General features: G+C 34.3%; 18 protein-coding genes and 1 pseudogene. 18 read left to right on the forward strand and 1 reads right to left on the reverse strand.

Annotated features, from left to right (window positions below; translation table 11 throughout):
- Positions 1–144 precede the first annotated feature (144 nt).
- The 13 genes from MKY46_RS07295 to MKY46_RS07355 all read left to right on the forward strand — a co-directional run bounded on the left by MKY46_RS07295 (position 145) and on the right by MKY46_RS07355 (position 10385).
- Positions 145–417 (forward strand): HU family DNA-binding protein, encoded by a 273-nt coding sequence (locus tag MKY46_RS07295; RefSeq protein ID WP_004232618.1) that lies wholly within the window; start codon positions 145–147, stop codon positions 415–417.
- 223 nt (positions 418–640) lie between these two features.
- On the forward strand, positions 641–1210 hold the full coding sequence (folE, locus tag MKY46_RS07300) for a GTP cyclohydrolase I FolE (RefSeq protein ID WP_036126769.1): 570 nt from the start codon (positions 641–643) through the stop codon (positions 1208–1210).
- 62 nt (positions 1211–1272) lie between these two features.
- Positions 1273–1491 (forward strand): trp RNA-binding attenuation protein MtrB, encoded by a 219-nt coding sequence (gene mtrB, locus MKY46_RS07305; RefSeq protein ID WP_004232621.1) that lies wholly within the window; start codon positions 1273–1275, stop codon positions 1489–1491.
- Between the two features lie 260 nt (positions 1492–1751).
- A complete protein-coding gene (locus tag MKY46_RS07310; protein WP_036126766.1) occupies positions 1752–2519 on the forward strand; it encodes a heptaprenyl diphosphate synthase component 1 in 768 nt (255 codons plus the stop codon).
- A gap of 15 nt (positions 2520–2534) precedes the next feature.
- Positions 2535–3239 carry a demethylmenaquinone methyltransferase gene (locus tag MKY46_RS07315; RefSeq protein ID WP_036126763.1) on the forward strand — a complete coding sequence of 235 codons (705 nt, stop codon included), beginning with the start codon at positions 2535–2537 and terminating at the stop codon, positions 3237–3239.
- Positions 3240–3258: 19 nt separating this feature from the next.
- The gene (gene hepT / locus MKY46_RS07320) at positions 3259–4233 is read left to right on the forward strand and encodes a heptaprenyl diphosphate synthase component II (RefSeq protein ID WP_036126761.1); all 975 of its coding nucleotides are present in this window, start codon (positions 3259–3261) and stop codon (positions 4231–4233) included.
- Positions 4234–4319: 86 nt separating this feature from the next.
- Complete coding sequence (gene ndk, locus MKY46_RS07325) at positions 4320–4736, forward strand: nucleoside-diphosphate kinase (RefSeq protein WP_004232627.1); 417 nt, start codon at positions 4320–4322, stop codon at positions 4734–4736.
- 115 nt (positions 4737–4851) lie between these two features.
- Entirely contained in the window at positions 4852–5739 is an 888-nt protein-coding gene (locus MKY46_RS07330) for a tyrosine-type recombinase/integrase (protein WP_230593742.1), read from the forward strand.
- An 86-nt stretch (positions 5740–5825) separates the two neighbouring features.
- On the forward strand, positions 5826–5999 hold the full coding sequence (locus MKY46_RS07335; protein WP_155273168.1) for a hypothetical protein: 174 nt from the start codon (positions 5826–5828) through the stop codon (positions 5997–5999).
- A 116-nt stretch (positions 6000–6115) separates the two neighbouring features.
- Complete coding sequence (locus MKY46_RS07340; RefSeq protein ID WP_155273169.1) at positions 6116–6283, forward strand: hypothetical protein; 168 nt, start codon at positions 6116–6118, stop codon at positions 6281–6283.
- Between the two features lie 239 nt (positions 6284–6522).
- Positions 6523–8727, forward strand: a complete 2205-nt coding sequence (locus MKY46_RS07345) for an nSTAND3 domain-containing NTPase (protein ID WP_051891563.1) — start codon at positions 6523–6525, stop codon at positions 8725–8727.
- Positions 8728–9089: 362 nt separating this feature from the next.
- Positions 9090–9671 carry a tyrosine-type recombinase/integrase gene (locus MKY46_RS07350; RefSeq protein ID WP_340833889.1) on the forward strand — a complete coding sequence of 194 codons (582 nt, stop codon included), beginning with the start codon at positions 9090–9092 and terminating at the stop codon, positions 9669–9671.
- Positions 9672–9731: 60 nt separating this feature from the next.
- The gene (locus MKY46_RS07355) at positions 9732–10385 is read left to right on the forward strand and encodes a hypothetical protein (RefSeq protein WP_036117249.1); all 654 of its coding nucleotides are present in this window, start codon (positions 9732–9734) and stop codon (positions 10383–10385) included.
- Between the two features lie 582 nt (positions 10386–10967).
- Here the strand turns inward: MKY46_RS07355 and MKY46_RS07360 are convergent.
- A complete protein-coding gene (locus MKY46_RS07360) occupies positions 10968–11633 on the reverse strand; it encodes a hypothetical protein (RefSeq protein WP_036117251.1) in 666 nt (221 codons plus the stop codon).
- 562 nt (positions 11634–12195) lie between these two features.
- Between MKY46_RS07360 and MKY46_RS07365 the strand changes: the two genes are divergently transcribed.
- The 5 genes and pseudogenes from MKY46_RS07365 to MKY46_RS07385 all read left to right on the forward strand — a co-directional run bounded on the left by MKY46_RS07365 (position 12196) and on the right by MKY46_RS07385 (position 16131).
- Positions 12196–12621: an IS3 family transposase gene (locus MKY46_RS07365; protein WP_036126546.1), complete on the forward strand. Its 426-nt coding sequence runs from the start codon at positions 12196–12198 to the stop codon at positions 12619–12621.
- Positions 12564–13526, forward strand: coding sequence for an IS3 family transposase (locus tag MKY46_RS07370; RefSeq protein ID WP_230593935.1), 963 nt, complete (start codon positions 12564–12566; stop codon positions 13524–13526). Before MKY46_RS07365 ends, MKY46_RS07370 begins: the two co-directional genes overlap by 58 nt.
- A gap of 311 nt (positions 13527–13837) precedes the next feature.
- Positions 13838–13963, forward strand: a pseudogene (locus MKY46_RS07375) (nucleoside-diphosphate kinase); the annotation flags it as partial.
- A gap of 237 nt (positions 13964–14200) precedes the next feature.
- Positions 14201–15349 (forward strand): thiolase family protein, encoded by a 1149-nt coding sequence (locus MKY46_RS07380; protein WP_036123230.1) that lies wholly within the window; start codon positions 14201–14203, stop codon positions 15347–15349.
- A 14-nt stretch (positions 15350–15363) separates the two neighbouring features.
- Complete coding sequence (locus tag MKY46_RS07385; protein ID WP_036123227.1) at positions 15364–16131, forward strand: 3-hydroxyacyl-CoA dehydrogenase; 768 nt, start codon at positions 15364–15366, stop codon at positions 16129–16131.
- Positions 16132–16210 lie beyond the last annotated feature (79 nt).

Here is a 16210-nt window from a genome sequence, read left to right on the forward strand (position 1 = left end):
CGAAAAGTCCTTTTATTTTTGTTTTTTGGGTGAAAAACTGATTTTTTGGTTATAATCATGTATGAATACAGTTGCGTAGCGGTTTTCTATGTGTTACTCTTTTTACAGAATTGGTTCATGACCCTTTGAGAGGAGGTGAATGGTGTGAATAAAACAGAATTAGTAAACTCTGTTGCTGAAGCTGCAGGTCTTTCTAAAAAAGACGCTTCTAAAGCAGTTGAAGCTGTATTTGATACAATTCAAGATGCTCTTGCAAAGGGTGACAAAGTACAATTAATTGGTTTTGGTAACTTTGAAGTACGTGAACGTGCGGCTCGTAAAGGTCGTAACCCACAAACTGGTAAAGAAATCGAAATCGCTGCTAGCAAGGTGCCTGCTTTCAAACCAGGTAAAGCGCTTAAAGACGCGGTAAAATAATACACGTCTAGTAGTTACATAGAGCAGTCTTCATGTTAACGAACATGAAGGCTGCTCTTTTTGTTAACGTTAAAATTCATTTTACATAACATTAATACGGGAATTTGCTGAGCTAGAAATGAATTTCTAATGAATCAGGTAAGTCATTTTGCGCTTCCCTTTTGGATATGCTACGATGCATAGGGAAATGTGTAATGTTTTGATACGCAGGAGGTTTTTTCGAATGTCGAATATTGATTTATTAAAAATAGAAGAAGCAGTAAAAATGATTTTAGAGGCGGTAGGTGAAGACGTAAATCGCGAAGGTTTATTGGATACACCAAAACGTGTAGCAAAAATGTATGCTGAGATGTTTAGCGGCTTGCATGAGGATGCAAAAGATTATTTTAAAACGGTGTTTCATGAGGATCATGAAGAATTAGTGCTTGTCAAAGATATTCCTTTTTATTCGATGTGTGAGCATCATCTAGTACCTTTCTATGGCAAAGCACATGTCGCATACATACCAAATGACGGCGTTGTAGCTGGCCTTAGTAAACTTGGACGAGCAGTGGAAACGATTGCCCGCAGACCGCAATTGCAAGAGCGTATTACCTCTTCAGTAGCGGAAACAATTATGGAGATGCTTGCACCAAAAGGCGTTTATGTGGTCATTGAGGCTGAGCATATGTGCATGACAATGCGAGGACTAAAAAAACCGGGTTCCAAAACGGTAACATCTGTTGCTCGTGGTATTTACGAAGAAGATGAAGTGAAACGAAGAGAAGTACTGTCATTTATTCAAATGTCTTAAATTGCATGTCTAATTATGTTATGATGTACTAAGAATTTGTCGGATTTAAGGAGTGTACAAAGATGTCACAAGATTATATTGTTATTCAAGCAGAAGAAGATGGTGTCCATGTCATTGGTTTAACTCGTGGAACAGATACTAAATTCCATCATTCAGAAAAGCTAGATGCCGGCGAAGTAATGATTGCTCAATTTACAGAACACACATCTGCCATGAAAATACGTGGTAAAGCACAAATTCATACAGCACATGGTGTGATCAATAGCGAAGCAAAAAAATAATAAAGAGTTCTTTCGATAGGTTTTGCCCTGTTTTAAGTATGACAGGCACATAGAAAAACAATCATTGTGAAAAACTGAGTAAGAGGTTTCTGGGCAGTTAGTATTCCCGCATCAAATAATGGGAATGCTTTACTGCCTGTCCTATGAAGAAAGCAAATTTTTTTTATTCCACATCGTTGCATATGCTATAATGACTCAGTAAGCAAGCGTTAGGTCTTAGATAGGACTAGCGTATCTGAAAGTGAAATGGAGTAAGGTCTATGAATGCAACATACATTCAAAATTCAATTGCACAGTTAAAAACAGAGATTTTCATGGATGTTCGTCATAGAACTTTGCAAAAATACACAGGAGTTCCTGTGATAGATGAAAATCAATTGTTTTATTTGTTAATCCCTTTTTTGAATGGTGAAGAGTGGCAACAAGAGCAACAAGAGGCTGCAATTACTGTTGGCATTGTATACGCAGCATTAGCGGCTCACGATCATATAAAAGAAATAGATGCAACATCAAAAGAACAGCAGCTTACCGTTTTAGCTGGAGATTTTTATAGTGGTCGTTATTATGAAATATTAGCGATGTCAGGAAATGTCGCATTGATCCGAAATTTGTCACAAGGTATAGTGGCTCGTTGTGAACACCAGATTAAAGTTTATGAAGCAGAGCAACGAACAATCGAGCAATGGTATGCGTCGTTGTGTAATATTGAAGCGGGATTAATTGCTCAATTTTTCGGTCTTTATTCTTTCAGTGACTATATACCGCTTATAGAAAAAAGCTTATTAATCTTGCGTTTAGAAAGAGAATGGGCGGCTTATCAGCGTGGGCAAATGTCTTTAATGGGTAAGGCACTTGAAGCAAGTGTCAGACAAAATGGCGCAACCTTTAATAGCGTCATCCAGGAAAAAATTGTGCATTTAAAAACAGAGCTATCACAGATCATCAATCATTCAACTTTTTTACAAAGTGATATCAAACAAGCTTTACATGCACACGTAGAGGCATCCATTGCTTCTACTAACGGATAAGAGAGGTTTTTCAAAATGGCTAAAACGAAAGAAGAACACGTTCACGAAGTATTTGAGAGTATTTCGGACAACTACGACAAAATGAATGGTGTAATTAGTTTCCAGATGCATGTTGGCTGGCGTAACGATACGATGAAGCATATGGCTGTAAAACCTGGAACAAAAGCGCTGGATGTATGCTGTGGCACGGCAGACTGGACAATCGCTTTGGCAGAAGCAGTAGGTGAAAGTGGAGAAGTTAAAGGTCTCGACTTTAGTCAAAACATGCTGAAAGTTGGCGAACAAAAGGTGCAGTCATACCCGCAAATAGAACTAATTCATGGAAACGCGATGGAGTTACCTTTTCCAGATGATACGTTTGATTATGTGACGATTGGCTTTGGTCTTCGCAATGTACCTGATTATTTACAAGTCTTGAAGGAAATGCATCGTGTCGTAAAACCAGGTGGTATGGTGGTATGTTTAGAAACATCTCAATCTGAAATTCCTGGTTATCGTCAACTGTTCCGTTTTTATTTTAAATATATAATGCCGATATTTGGTAAAATATTTGCGAAAAGCTATAAGGAATATTCTTGGCTTCAGGAATCTGCGAATGATTTCCCAGGTATGAAGAAGTTAGCGGCATTGTTTGAGCAGGCAGGATTAGAAAAAGTAACGTACAAAGCATACAGTGGCGGGGCTGCGGCAATGCATATGGGCTTTAAAAAGGTACGTTAATGGGGGAAGGTTTTCACACGTGGAAAAGATGAAGTTAAAACTACTCTATTCCGATTTGAAATCAGATATCGATATCATTGAACGAGAGTTAGAAAAAGCGGTGGACTCGTCTTCATATTTGATCAACGATGCTTCTCTCCATTTATTACAAGCTGGTGGCAAACGGATACGACCAATTTTTGTGTTACTAGGTGCAAAATTTGGCGATTATGACATTGAGAAGATGAAGGATGTAGCAGTGCCTTTAGAACTCATTCATATGGCATCACTTGTGCATGATGATGTCATTGATGATTCCAATATGCGAAGAGGACGCCCGACTGTCAAATCACAATGGAATAACAGAGTAGCAATGTACACGGGCGATTTTATTTTTGCACGTGCACTAGAATATATTACAAAGCTGGAAGACCCGCTTGTTCATCAAATTTTAGCCCGTACCATGGTAGAGATTTGTAACGGTGAAGTCATTCAAATTGAAGATAAATTTAGATTAGATCAAGGCTTAAAAGATTATTTTAGAAGAATCAAACGCAAAACAGCATTACTTATTTCCTCAAGCTGTGAGCTAGGGGCTGTAGCGGCAGGTGTTGATGCTAAAACAGTGCGACATTTAAAACGCTTCGGCTACTTTGTAGGCATGAGCTTCCAAATTATCGATGATGTGTTAGATATCATGGCAACAGATAAGGAGCTAGGGAAGCCTGCAGGTAGTGATTTATTGCAGGGCAATATTACATTACCGATTCTATTGCTGAAAGATGAGCCAGAGATGCAGCCATACTTAGTCAAAGTATTTGCAGGCACATTAACAGAACCGGAACGTCAAAATATGTTGCAATATGTGCGTAAATCTCATGCAATTGAGCAAGCTAATCGTATGAGTGATAAATATTTGAAAAAGGCCTTACAGGAAATTGATGCTTTACCAAAACATCCCGTAAAGAAAAAACTGCGTGATGTAGCATTGTTCATGGGTAAGCGCAAATTCTAGCTTTTTGTTGTATAAAGGCTCATTTTTTGTTAATATTTATCGGTAGGTGTAAAACCTGTTAGACGAATTTAAGGAGTGTTTTAAACATGGCAATTGAACAAACTTTTTTAATGGTTAAGCCTGACGGCGTTGAACGTCAAGTAATTGGAGACATCGTTGACCGTTTCGAACGTCGCGGTTTTGTAATGAAAGGTGCTAAATTAATGGTAATTCCTAAAGAATTAGCAGAAAAGCACTATGCTGAGCATGCTGAGCGTCCATTCTTTGGTGAATTAGTTGATTTCATCACTTCTGGTCCTGTATTCGCTATGGTATGGGAAGGCGAGAACGTAATCAAGCTTGCTCGTACAATGATGGGTGCAACTAAACCTGAAGAATCTAACCCAGGTACAATCCGTGGTGACTACGCAACAACTGTTTCTCACAACATCATCCACGGTTCAGACTCTCTTGCATCTGCAGAGCGTGAAATTGGCTTATTCTTCGGTGAAGATTTAGTTTAATTTCGAATAGATTAAGCGTAGCGAAAATAACTACGAATAGAACTCAATAAAAAAATCATCTATTTTTCCGATGTAACTTTTACCTTCTAACAAAAAATGTTAGGGGGTTTTTTATTTGTCAAAATCATTTAATAAAGTTAATACAAACATTGATTTAAACTTATTGACTATCAAAACTGAAAAAGAACCAAAGAAAGAAATGGTGACAAAAATCAATAACTCAATAGTTAAAATGGATACGTTTGATGAATTGGACACCAGAAATATAACAATTAAACACGCCATACAAATTTTAAATCAACAATGGCGACTAAACGGATTAAGACCAAGGACAATTGATAGTTACAACTATAATTTTAAGCGATTTGTTGAAGTTACTAAAGTTGAATATCTCCATGAAATCAACAATGAAAAAATTTATCAATATTTATCAAGTTTCAAAAATGCAAAGGACACATCTCTACATGGTCGTTTAAAGCAAATTAAAGCCGTTTTAAGCAAGTGTCACGATAATGGTTGGTATAACTCGAAGTTTTGGACAAACATCAAAATAAAAGTAAATACAAGCGTTAAGGAAGCTACTACGGAAAGTGAACTGGCACTCTTGTTATCACTTTTGGATAAATCAACGTACTCGGGATTACGTGATAGTATAGCGATTTTACTTTTATACAAAACAGGTATTCGAATTAAAACATTGGGAGCTCTAAGAGAACAGAATATTGATTTTGAAAATATGCTTTTGAAGTTACAGGGAGAGATAATGAAATCGCATAGACCATTGGTTCTCCCTTTAGATGATGAAATGTGTACTTTATTAAGAGAGCTAATTTCAATAAATGATGATGTTAGGAAAGAACATAGAGAAAAGAATGATTATATTTTTCTTTCAAACATAGGCGTACCAATGAAGAAGCCCATTAAGAAGAATGGCAAATCGAAGCGTGTACAACAATGCTTTGGTGTGATTAAAGGCGAGTTGGAGGGATGTTATAGAAAATAAAGTAGAGCAAGGTCATACGAATGGCAATGTGGTCAATTTAAAGGATTTAATGGGATAAGCATAATTAAATATGAAGGAGCTATTTTATGAAAAACGATAAAAGTAAAGTTATTCAAGTAGATTTTGCGAATAAAGGTCAAGAACAGGAAGAGGGCATTTTTATTGAGGAATTCAATGAATTGCTTGGGGTGAGCAGCAATGAGATTGATTTAGAAGGTTTTTCATGTGACTATGAGGCGTTTATAGAGCGTGGTTTTTAGGTATCTTTAGCAGCGTATTATCAAAATGTAGCGGAAGAAAAAGTGGCATTAGAAAAAATTTTTTATTTGCACAAATTGCACTTGAAAGAGCCGTAGAGATAGAAGGTTTTATTGTCTTGGTATTTAAAGAATGTGAAATTGATGAGGGGATTTTTACTGATGAGGTAGAAGGTATTTGTACAGTAGAAGAAATTAAGGAATATTTTAATAAAGCAATTTTTAATAGTTTAAGTGAAGAGCGGCAAAAATATTTAAGAAGCATCTTTGAAGATACAGGGGAATAGGGAAAGTGAATGGAATGAATAAAGTTCCATTCGCTTTTTGTTTTATATAACAATTGTAGTAAAATGGGGATAAGATTAATAGGTGGGTGTATTTTTTTGAAATTTTCTTATTCCTTAGACATAATTCAATTGTTTTTAGATATTATCAGCTTTTAGACTTTATAAGATTCAGAAATAAAGTTTTTTTATAGAAATGCCAGAATTGTACATGATATGCAAATTTAAAGGGTGAATATAGAATGAGTGAATATGATTTTTTAGTCCTTTCTTCAGATGAATTTGAGTTGTTTTGTAAGGATATATTAGAAATTGAATTAGGTATCAAATTAGAAAACTTTAAGACAGGAAAAGATGGTGGTATTGACTTAAGGCACGCACCTTCAGACGATGATGTTTTAATAGTCCAATGTAAAAGGTATAAAGATTATGCTAGTTTAATTAGTACATTAAAAAAGGAAGTAGCGAAAGTAAAAAAATTAAATCCAGATAGATATATATTAACAACGTCAGTTCCTTTAAATCCAAATGAAAAGGATTCTATAAAAAAATTATTTGAGGGATTTATTAAAAGCACTGGAGATATATATGGTAAAGATGAATTACAAACAATTTTAAAAAATCATCATAGTATTGAACGTAAACATTATAAATTATGGTTAGCTAGTACGAATGTATTAAGTACTATTTTACATAGTGATGTTTTTAATCGTTCAAAATTTACTGAGGAACAAATAAAGGAAAAAGTTAGTTTATATGTTCTGAATGAAAGCTTTGATATAGCATTAAAACATTTAGAAAAAAATAAGGTGATTGTATTATCTGGTGGACCAGGTGTCGGTAAAACGACACTTGCAGATATGTTATATTTGGAATATTCAGCGCAAGGTTATGAATTTATTGAAATATCAGATGATATTAATGAGGGAGAGCAATTATATAATCCTGAAATGAAACAAGTATTTTACTATGATGATTTTTTAGGAAGAAATTTTTTGAACGATAAATTATCAAAAAATGAAGATAGAAGGATTATTAATTTTATAACTAAAATTATGAAATCTAAGGATAAAATTTTTATTATGACCACTAGGGAATATATATTAAATCAGGCAAGAATTAATTACGAAGTACTTGATGATCAAAAAATAGACATTAATAAATTTATTTTAAATGTGGAAAATTATACGATAAATGTAAGAGCTAAAATTCTTTATAATCATTTATATTTCTCCAATTTACCAGAGGAATTTATTGAAATTATAGTGAAAGAAAGAACATATAAGAAGATAATAGAACATTCTAATTATAGTCCTCGTTTAATTAGCAGAATGACTAGCGAATTGAATTATAATGACATTGTTATTAAAGATTATCCTGAGATGTTTATCAGAGAAATGGATTATCCTTATCATACTTGGGGGCATATATTCGAAAACCAAATAAACAATTATTCAAGATGGATTTTGAAGTTGTTGATGATTATGGGAGATAGAGGTGTACTTTTAACCAATTTAGAGAATAACTTTAATGCATTAAACTTATATCTTGGTAGACCCTTTGAAAGTATAGCCCTTAAACAAGGAATAAAGGAGTTAGAAAAATCTTTTATTCGAATTGATGAAGAGTTGCTTTTTGGTACAGAGTTAATTAGATTTTTAAATCCATCAATTGTAGACTTTTTAATTCAATATAATAGTGATAACAGGTCAGATATTATTACACTATGGGAATCAACCAAATTTTTCCACCCCATGTTTGAAATATTTTCGTTTTCAAATGTTCAAGGAAAGCTTTTAATTCCTAAAGATTTAAAAAAAGAATATATAGATATGATGATTAAAAGATTAGACGAGTTTGAAGACTGCCAAAGTGTATCTGGAAAAATTAAAGCTATTAATAAATTGGATAAATTTGTTGATTTTGGAGTAGGGATAGCTAAAGAAGTATTGATAAAAGCTTACGATGATTATAGTGTTCATAATTCAAGAGCATTTGTTGACCTATTAATTAAATATAAAGATATCCTCACTCAAGAGTTGGATATTATGGAAACACTAACAATTTTGATTGATTATACAGGAGATTATGATGAAGTTGTAAATCTTATTAAATTGTATGATTTTTATCAAGAAGAATTAAAAGAAGTCTTTGGTGAGGTTGATAAGCAAAGGGTGTTGGAAAATTTAGTTGATGATATAAATTCTAATTTAGAAGACCATTATGATTTCGAAGAAGTAGTTGATGTAGTAGAAAAATTTGGTGAGATATTTGATGTAAGTGTGGTTATGGAAGTAAGCGTAATCTGCGAATTATATGATGAAATTTTACAAGCATCTGAAAGTGAGCCTGATTATGATTATGAACATCAGAGAGCTTATAATAAAAATTTAAGTAATGAAGATGACTATGTAGATGATTTATTTGAGAGTTTAATTTATGAATAACTATCAAAACAGATGTGAGGGGCTTGTTGTTTGTTCCTGTTATCCATCTAATAGTTTATAGTAACCTAGAGACATTTGTGTATACCTCAATAATTTCTTATTTATTGATTACGTCATAAGTAGAACGAGTTTTCAGACACTCCATAAAAACAATTGTAAAAATCTCTGTGAATATCATAGAGGTTTTTTGTTTGTACAAATTATTTATTGATGAGATGAAGTATTGTAATTGAATGTATGCTTTTTGGAATTAGCATACATACGAAATGTTGATATGAAGCCATTCTTATATTGATACTCCATTGAATGTATGGTAATATTAAAATGTTTAAAATAGCATACATAATAGAGGTGGTAAAATAATGGCTAATTTGAATGAAAAGAAAGGCATGTTAATTGATGTACAACCCATAAAAAATAAACGAGAAATTAATGAATTAATCGAAGCGTTAGGAATGTCACAAAATGGATTACGTGACCAGCTATTATTTAAATTAGGTGTTTCAACAGGGTTGCGCTGTGGCGACTTAGTGGCTTTGAAAGTGGAACAAGTGAAAGGCAAATCTTCATTCAAGATTCGTGAAGGTAAAACGAAGAAGGAAAGAACTGTTTATTTAAACAACTTAATGGCTGATATTGCAGATTATATTGAAACACTGCCAGCCAATGCTATTTATTTGTTCCCTAGTCGCAAAGGTGGTAGCCCTATCACTACGACACAGGCTTATCGTATTATTGCTAAAGCTGGCGATATGATAGGCAACCATTCAATCGGCACACATACAATGCGGAAAACGTTCGGCTACACGTACTATCAAGCAACTAAAGATGTAGCAACGTTGATGGAGATATTTAATCACTCCTCACAAAAGACTACATTGCGTTATATTGGTATTACAGAAGAAGCGATTGAAAACAGTATTAAGAGCATTTCATTCTTTTAATAAAGTTATTACTTTGATGAATTGGTTTAAAAAATTTGATAGTAGGAGAAAAATTAAGATATGAAAAAAGAAACAGAAGAATTTGAGTGGTATTATTATATTATTTTTGCATTAGTATTAATCTTTTTATTTTCAGCGTTTACAACACCTTTTGAAAGACTTGTATTAAGTGTTTGGATATATTGTTTAATATATACTGGGGTGTTAAAAGTATTAAAATTTTTTTTAAAAGAACGTACATTATTTATACGCATATTTGAAAATACATTTGGTTTACCAGTTAAATTATTAAAAGTTCTTTTTTATTCATTTGTTGTTTTTATGCAGATTACCGTCTTTTTGGTAGTTACTTTTGGATTATTGCCTTCTGTAATAATGGCAAATGTTTCAGAGAAGTATTATTTAGGGGCTTTATATTTAGGGGTATTATTAAGTGTAGTATTATTTGCTTATTTTGGGGAAGTTATTTGGAAATTTATTAAAAAGTATTATGGTAATAATAGTGAAAGTAAGCTAATAAAACAGTCAAAAAACATAGCAATCATGTACATAGTTATGATAAGTGTTTATATTATTTATAATTTTGTAGAATTTTCTAAACTTAATATCTCTAACTTTATAGAGCCGACTACATTTTTAGTTTTAAAAGAAGTGTTAGTAACATTTATTGCTATAGATGGTTTAAGACAATTATTTAAGAAAATAGAAAAGTAGTATTTTAATTTTTATGGACTTTCTTCTTATTTAATATATGTTTTTTTATTTGCCAAACCAAAAATTAATGTTGCATAAGAAATTATTTTATTTGATAATCAATGAACCAAGTTCGTAAATATTCAATATTCCACTGAAATATAAGAATTTCTAATCTTTAATTGAAGGCATTTTAAGTCATGTTAAAGGTAGTGTCAGAAAGAAGGATTCAGTTCGGATTTTACCGTTATTGCATCTATAACGCAACTTTTTATATGTAATCGAAAAAAAGGGAAATAAAAACGATTCTCGATAATGTAGTAGGCGAAGAACTTAATATTATCAAGGATATAGCGATTTTTCTTGATAATAAACATATGACCTGCTACGATTGGGCGGGAATAATGGAATAAATTTAAATGACCCTCTGCCCATGGTGGTTAAGGGTTGTTCTTATAAAAAAGGTGTTTTGAGGCGATAATGAAAGGTATTCTCTTTGAATATTATTTTTTGATAATATTTTTATATTTGAATTATACTTTAGTTGCAATTCGCGAAAATCGAACTTATCCGTCTAATTAGCGAGCTTGCAAATAGAGTTTTTTATTGATTGTTAGAAATATATGTCCTCTCAATATTAACTCCAATGTCATACTTCTTGTCCGGTGTAGATATAGTTAGTGTATTAGCACCTTCATTAATCCACTGGTATACATTTTTATTACAGTTAACAATTATTGTTCCTACGTGGTTTGATTTACTCTCTATTCTTAATCCAGGATAAACCAACTTGATTTTATTTAATTCAATTGTACTAAGGCTTGCCGGTTTCAAAGTTCTACCTTGCAATAATTTCTCTTTAAGTCTTTTAGGATTCATCATATAGTGATATTGAATACTCGATTTTCCCTCCTCAATTAAATCACTTTTCAATTTATCATCAACAAAAAAGGTAGGTTTAAGTCGTACGCCATTAAATAATATATCCGTAATACTGATTGCAGCATGACTTTTATTGGTGATATTTAGTGAAATCACTAGGATATATAATCCTAATTCTGTATTCCACAAGTCGGACGATTGCTCACTGTTTATCAAAACTCTATTTTCATAATCACCTGAAAGGAAATCACTTTCAATCTCAGTCTGTACAATATTTAATTTTGTATTATTCTTTCTTGAAGCAGTAATTGAATTAATTAAACTTATTATAGATATTATTATAGCTATTGCTGACATAGTAAGTGTGATATAGTCTTTTTCTGTCATAATGTTTTCCTCCTCAAATACTAACGATTCATAGTAATTATACCACTCTTATAATGTTGTGCTAAGTATTTCCAAAAACATGAAATTACAAATTATATATTTAAAGAACAGTGGTATATAGAATTACGAAGGTGGTTGTATGTTTCCGATTATTTTTTGTGAAAAGATATTAATAGTGTAATAATTATCATTGTGTTAAAAGGAGCGAAATGATTTTTCGTCCCAACATGTGATTTATTAAAATATAACGCGTACTCTATATCCTATCTCATATTTTCATCACTATGAATCCTGTGATTATTTCATTAAAAAAGAAACTACAATGGAAATGTCTTTTTTAAGAGATATCATTTTTTATAGTACAGCTTTGATAAACCTTTAAAATTAGTGATTCTGATTAATATTCCGAACCCATAAAGTAGAGTGGGAATGATATTTGTTGAATTTTTAAAGGGAATCTTAATATATAAAATGTACCCTATAAGATAGACACTTTCCAAAAGGTCATCTTATAGGGTATTTTTATTTATAATGAAGAAAAAAACGAGCGGTGGTAAATAGTATGACTAAAAATTTTTTTTCGGAACAACAACAGGCACAATTAAAATTAAATCCATACGTCAAATCAGTAAGCGCGAAAGCCATTACTTATACAGATGAATTTAAAGAATTTTTTATTGATGAATACGATAAAGGAAAATATCCAAGTGAAATTTTCCTTGAGGCGGGTTTTGACATTGAAGCCCTTGGTCCAGCGCGTATTCGGAGAGCTTCGAATCGTTGGCGCACAGCTTATAAAGAGCATGGGCTAACAGGTTTAGAAGATGCTAGAAAACATGCTTCAGGTCGCCCTTTAGAACGCGTATTAAGTATAGAAGAAAAATACGCCCGCTTAGAAGCGAAGATGAAATTGTTAGAAGCAGAAAACGAATTTTTAAAAAAGCTAGATCAACTCGAAAGGCAGCTGATAAGGAAGAAATCAAAATAAGTACTACACAAAAATTTGAGTTAATCCATCAAATTATTGAAAAATATCAATTAAAACGAATGGTACGATATCTTTGTGAAATGGCACATGTTTCACGCTCAGGCTACTATCGCTATTTTAGAGTAGAAGCTGTCTTAACTCGTCAAAAACAGAATGAAGAAGATGAAGTGGTGAAAGAAGTCATTTTAAAGGCCTTTCATTTCCGAGGACGAAAGAAAGGCGCACGTCAAATAAAAATGACACTAGAAAACCAATATGAAATTACGTACAACCTTAAGCGTATCCGTCGCATTATGAAAAAGTTTAATATTATCTGTCCCATTCGAAAAGCGAATCCAGCGCGTCGTATGGCAAAAGCAACGAAGGAACATCGTATATGCCCTAACAATTTACACCGCAACTTCAAGCAAGGTGTGGCAGGAAAAGTATTACTAACCGACATCACATATTTAATATATGGAGGCGGTAAACGTGCTTATTTATCAACGATAAAAGACGCCGAAACAAATGAAATTTTAGCTTATGAAGTATCTTCTACATTGAGTATAGAAATTGCGCTCAATACCTTACATAAATTGAAGAAACATCGCCATTTAAGGGAAGATGCCTTTATCCATTCGGATCAAGGTTTCCATTATACGAATCCAAAATTTCGAGCCTTAGTGAAGAAAATTGGCTTAGGACAGTCCATGTCACGTCGAGGAAACTGTTGGGATAATGCGCCACAAGAATCATTCTTTGGGCATTTTAAAGATGAAACAACTATTAGAGCATGTGAAACGTTAGAAGAAGTAAAGAAAGAAATTAAGAGTTATATGATTTACTACAATCATTATCGAGGGCAATGGAATTTAAAAAAGCTGCCGCCTGTAAAATACAGACAGCAGCTTCAAGAAGTTGCCTAACCTTTTTCAAAATGTCCTTTACAAAGGGTACACTTTAATAAGGGAGTATCTTTTTATTTTGCAACCCTTAGATATATACTAGTATTCAGAAGGTCTTTGAACCAAGTTCGTAAATATGTAATACTCCCTAGTGGAGAAAACGTAAAATAAGCGCATAATGTTATAAAACTTGCTAAATTATCTATAAGTAATGTATATTTACTATTTATAGAAGGTAAAAGTTTGGTTATAATTTAGTTATTTTCGTTTATTTTGGAGAACCCATGATATTAGTGATTTCAGAGACAATAGTTATAGACTATTTTCTTGGTAGTAACCCAGGTACAATCCGTGGTGACTACGCAACAACTGTTTCTCACAACATCATCCACGGTTCAGACTCTCTTGCTTCTGCAGAGCGCGAAATCGGCTTATTCTTCGGTGAAGATTTAGTTTAATTTGCGAATAGATTAGGCAATCTCAATTTACTTGGGATTGCTTTTTTTATTGCCTAAAAAGTAAGGATAGATAGTATGGCAATAGGGGAATTATCTATTTCTAGATAGATATAGAATTGTTAAAAGCTTTGTCCTCCTGTACAATTAAAGATGTAATATTCTGATAATTAAGTTAGGAATAGATTGATAGGCCTGTCAATAAACTGTGAGGGATGACAAGGAAAAGGGGTTATGGATATGAGAGAAGTGGTAATCGTAGCAGCTGTGCGAACTGCTGTAGGGCGTAGTAAGGGAGCATTAAGTCAAGTTCGAGCGGATGATTTAGCGGCAGATGTGTTACAGGAGGCTGTAAGGCGAGCAGGGATTGGCAAGGAACAAGTGGATGATGTCATATTAGGCTGTGTAACGCAAACAGCTGAACAAGGGGGGAATATTGCACGGACAGCTTTATTGATGGCTGGCTTTCCAGATAGTGTGCCAGGGGTAACCATTGATCGTCAATGTGGCTCTAGCCAACAGGCCGTCCATTTTGCAGCACAGGCCATTCTAGCGGGAGATATGGATATTGTCATTGCTGGTGGCGTGGAAAGTATGTCAAGGGTACAGATGGGCTCAAATATGCAAAATGCACATGCTGGCAAACGCTTACAGGAGAATTATGATATTATCCATCAAGGATTATCAGCGGAGAAAATCGCCTCACAATGGTCTTTATCAAAAGAACAGCTCAATAGCTATGCTTATCAAAGCCATCAACGAGCAATCGCAGCCATTGAAGCAGGTCATTTCAAAGATGAAATACTACCTATTCGAGTTCCACAGGAGGATGGATCAGTGACAACATTTACTGTTGATGAAGGTCCTCGTGCAGAAACAACTGTCGATATTTTAAATGGGCTAAAAACTGTTTTTCAAGAGGATGGCGTTATTACTGCTGGCAATGCAAGTCAGATGAGTGATGGGGCATCAGCGGTAGTGGTGATGTCCTTGGATAAAGCCCAGGAACTTGGTATTCAGCCACTTGCTAAAATTGTGGCAAGAGTGGTCGTAGGCTCTGATCCAACATTAATGTTAACAGGGCCAATCGAAGCTACGAGAAAAGCGCTAGAACGATCAGGTCTCAACATAGAGGATATCGACACATATGAGGTAAATGAAGCCTTTGCACCAGTACCGCTCGCATGGCTACAGGACATGGGTGGAGATCCGAAGAAGCTCAATCCTGATGGGGGAGCGATTGCATTAGGGCATCCATTAGGGGCAACTGGTACAAAATTGTTAACGACTATGTTATATCGCATGGAGCGAGAAAATTATCGTTACGGCTTACTGGCAATCTGTGAGGGAATGGGGATGGCAAATGCCACGATCATCGAAAAAATGTAAGGGGGATATGTTTGATGAAACATCATGAAGTGGTAGCGGTAGTAACGGGTGGTGCTTCAGGTTTAGGGGAGGCAACTGTCCGTCACCTTGTTGAACGAGGTGGCAAAGCGGTTGTTTTTGATGTCAATGATGAACGTGGACAAGCTCTAGTAGAGGAATTAGGGCAAAATGTCATCTATGCACGAGTGGATGTTACGAAGGAGGAGGACGTGGCAACAGGTCTTGAGCAGGCCATTGCAGCATTTGGCAAGATTAATGTAGCGGTGAATTGTGCTGGCATTGCTGATGCGAGTAAAGTGATTTCGAAGCGAGGCGTACATGCCCTTGCTTTATTTGAAAAAGTGATCACTGTTAATTTAATTGGTACATTTAATGTCATCCGTCTAGTCGCGGAGAAAATGCAGCACAATGAGTCGAATGAGGATGGGCAGAGAGGTGTTATTATTAATACTGCGTCTGTGGCTGCATTTGATGGTCAAATTGGACAAGCAGCTTATAGTGCGTCAAAGGGTGGAGTGGCAGCGATGACATTGCCAATTGCACGAGAACTTGCGGAGATCGGTGTACGTGTGATGACCATCGCGCCAGGTTTAATTGAAACACCGATGTTTGCTTCGTTACCTGAGCCTGCAAGAACAGCTCTTGCTCAAATGACACCATTCCCTAAGCGGCTTGGAAAACCTTCGGAGTATGCCCTTTTAGTTGAAAGTATTATCCATAATGGTTTGTTAAATGGTGAGGTCATTCGTCTGGATGGTGCGATCCGTATGCAGCCTAAGTAACAACAACAATATTTAATTTTTGAAGTGGTTTGTCGCAGCTAGTAGTCTTGGTCGTTTCAAAATTTGATGTATGAAGGGA

This window comes from Lysinibacillus sp. FSL M8-0355 (assembly GCF_038008985.1).
In the GTDB taxonomy this organism is placed as follows: Bacteria; Bacillota; Bacilli; order Bacillales_A; family Planococcaceae; genus Lysinibacillus; species Lysinibacillus fusiformis_D.

Excerpts from the sequence above, each read along its gene's own strand:
- MKY46_RS07335 (WP_155273168.1), top strand. The coding sequence starts at position 5,826 with ATGAAAAACGATAAAAGTAAAGTTATTCAAGTAGATTTTGCGAATAAA.
- MKY46_RS07355 (WP_036117249.1), top strand. The coding sequence starts at position 9,732 with ATGAAAAAAGAAACAGAAGAATTTGAGTGGTATTATTATATTATTTTT.
- ndk (WP_004232627.1), top strand. The coding sequence starts at position 4,320 with ATGGCAATTGAACAAACTTTTTTAATGGTTAAGCCTGACGGCGTTGAA.
- mtrB (WP_004232621.1), top strand. The coding sequence starts at position 1,273 with ATGTCACAAGATTATATTGTTATTCAAGCAGAAGAAGATGGTGTCCAT.
- MKY46_RS07310 (WP_036126766.1), top strand. The coding sequence starts at position 1,752 with ATGAATGCAACATACATTCAAAATTCAATTGCACAGTTAAAAACAGAG.
- folE (WP_036126769.1), top strand. The coding sequence starts at position 641 with ATGTCGAATATTGATTTATTAAAAATAGAAGAAGCAGTAAAAATGATT.
- MKY46_RS07350 (WP_340833889.1), top strand. The coding sequence starts at position 9,090 with ATGGCTAATTTGAATGAAAAGAAAGGCATGTTAATTGATGTACAACCC.
- MKY46_RS07380 (WP_036123230.1), top strand. The coding sequence starts at position 14,201 with ATGAGAGAAGTGGTAATCGTAGCAGCTGTGCGAACTGCTGTAGGGCGT.
- MKY46_RS07360 (WP_036117251.1), bottom strand. The coding sequence starts at position 11,633 with ATGACAGAAAAAGACTATATCACACTTACTATGTCAGCAATAGCTATA.
- MKY46_RS07345 (WP_051891563.1), top strand. The coding sequence starts at position 6,523 with ATGAGTGAATATGATTTTTTAGTCCTTTCTTCAGATGAATTTGAGTTG.
- MKY46_RS07365 (WP_036126546.1), top strand. The coding sequence starts at position 12,196 with ATGACTAAAAATTTTTTTTCGGAACAACAACAGGCACAATTAAAATTA.
- MKY46_RS07315 (WP_036126763.1), top strand. The coding sequence starts at position 2,535 with ATGGCTAAAACGAAAGAAGAACACGTTCACGAAGTATTTGAGAGTATT.
- MKY46_RS07385 (WP_036123227.1), top strand. The coding sequence starts at position 15,364 with ATGAAACATCATGAAGTGGTAGCGGTAGTAACGGGTGGTGCTTCAGGT.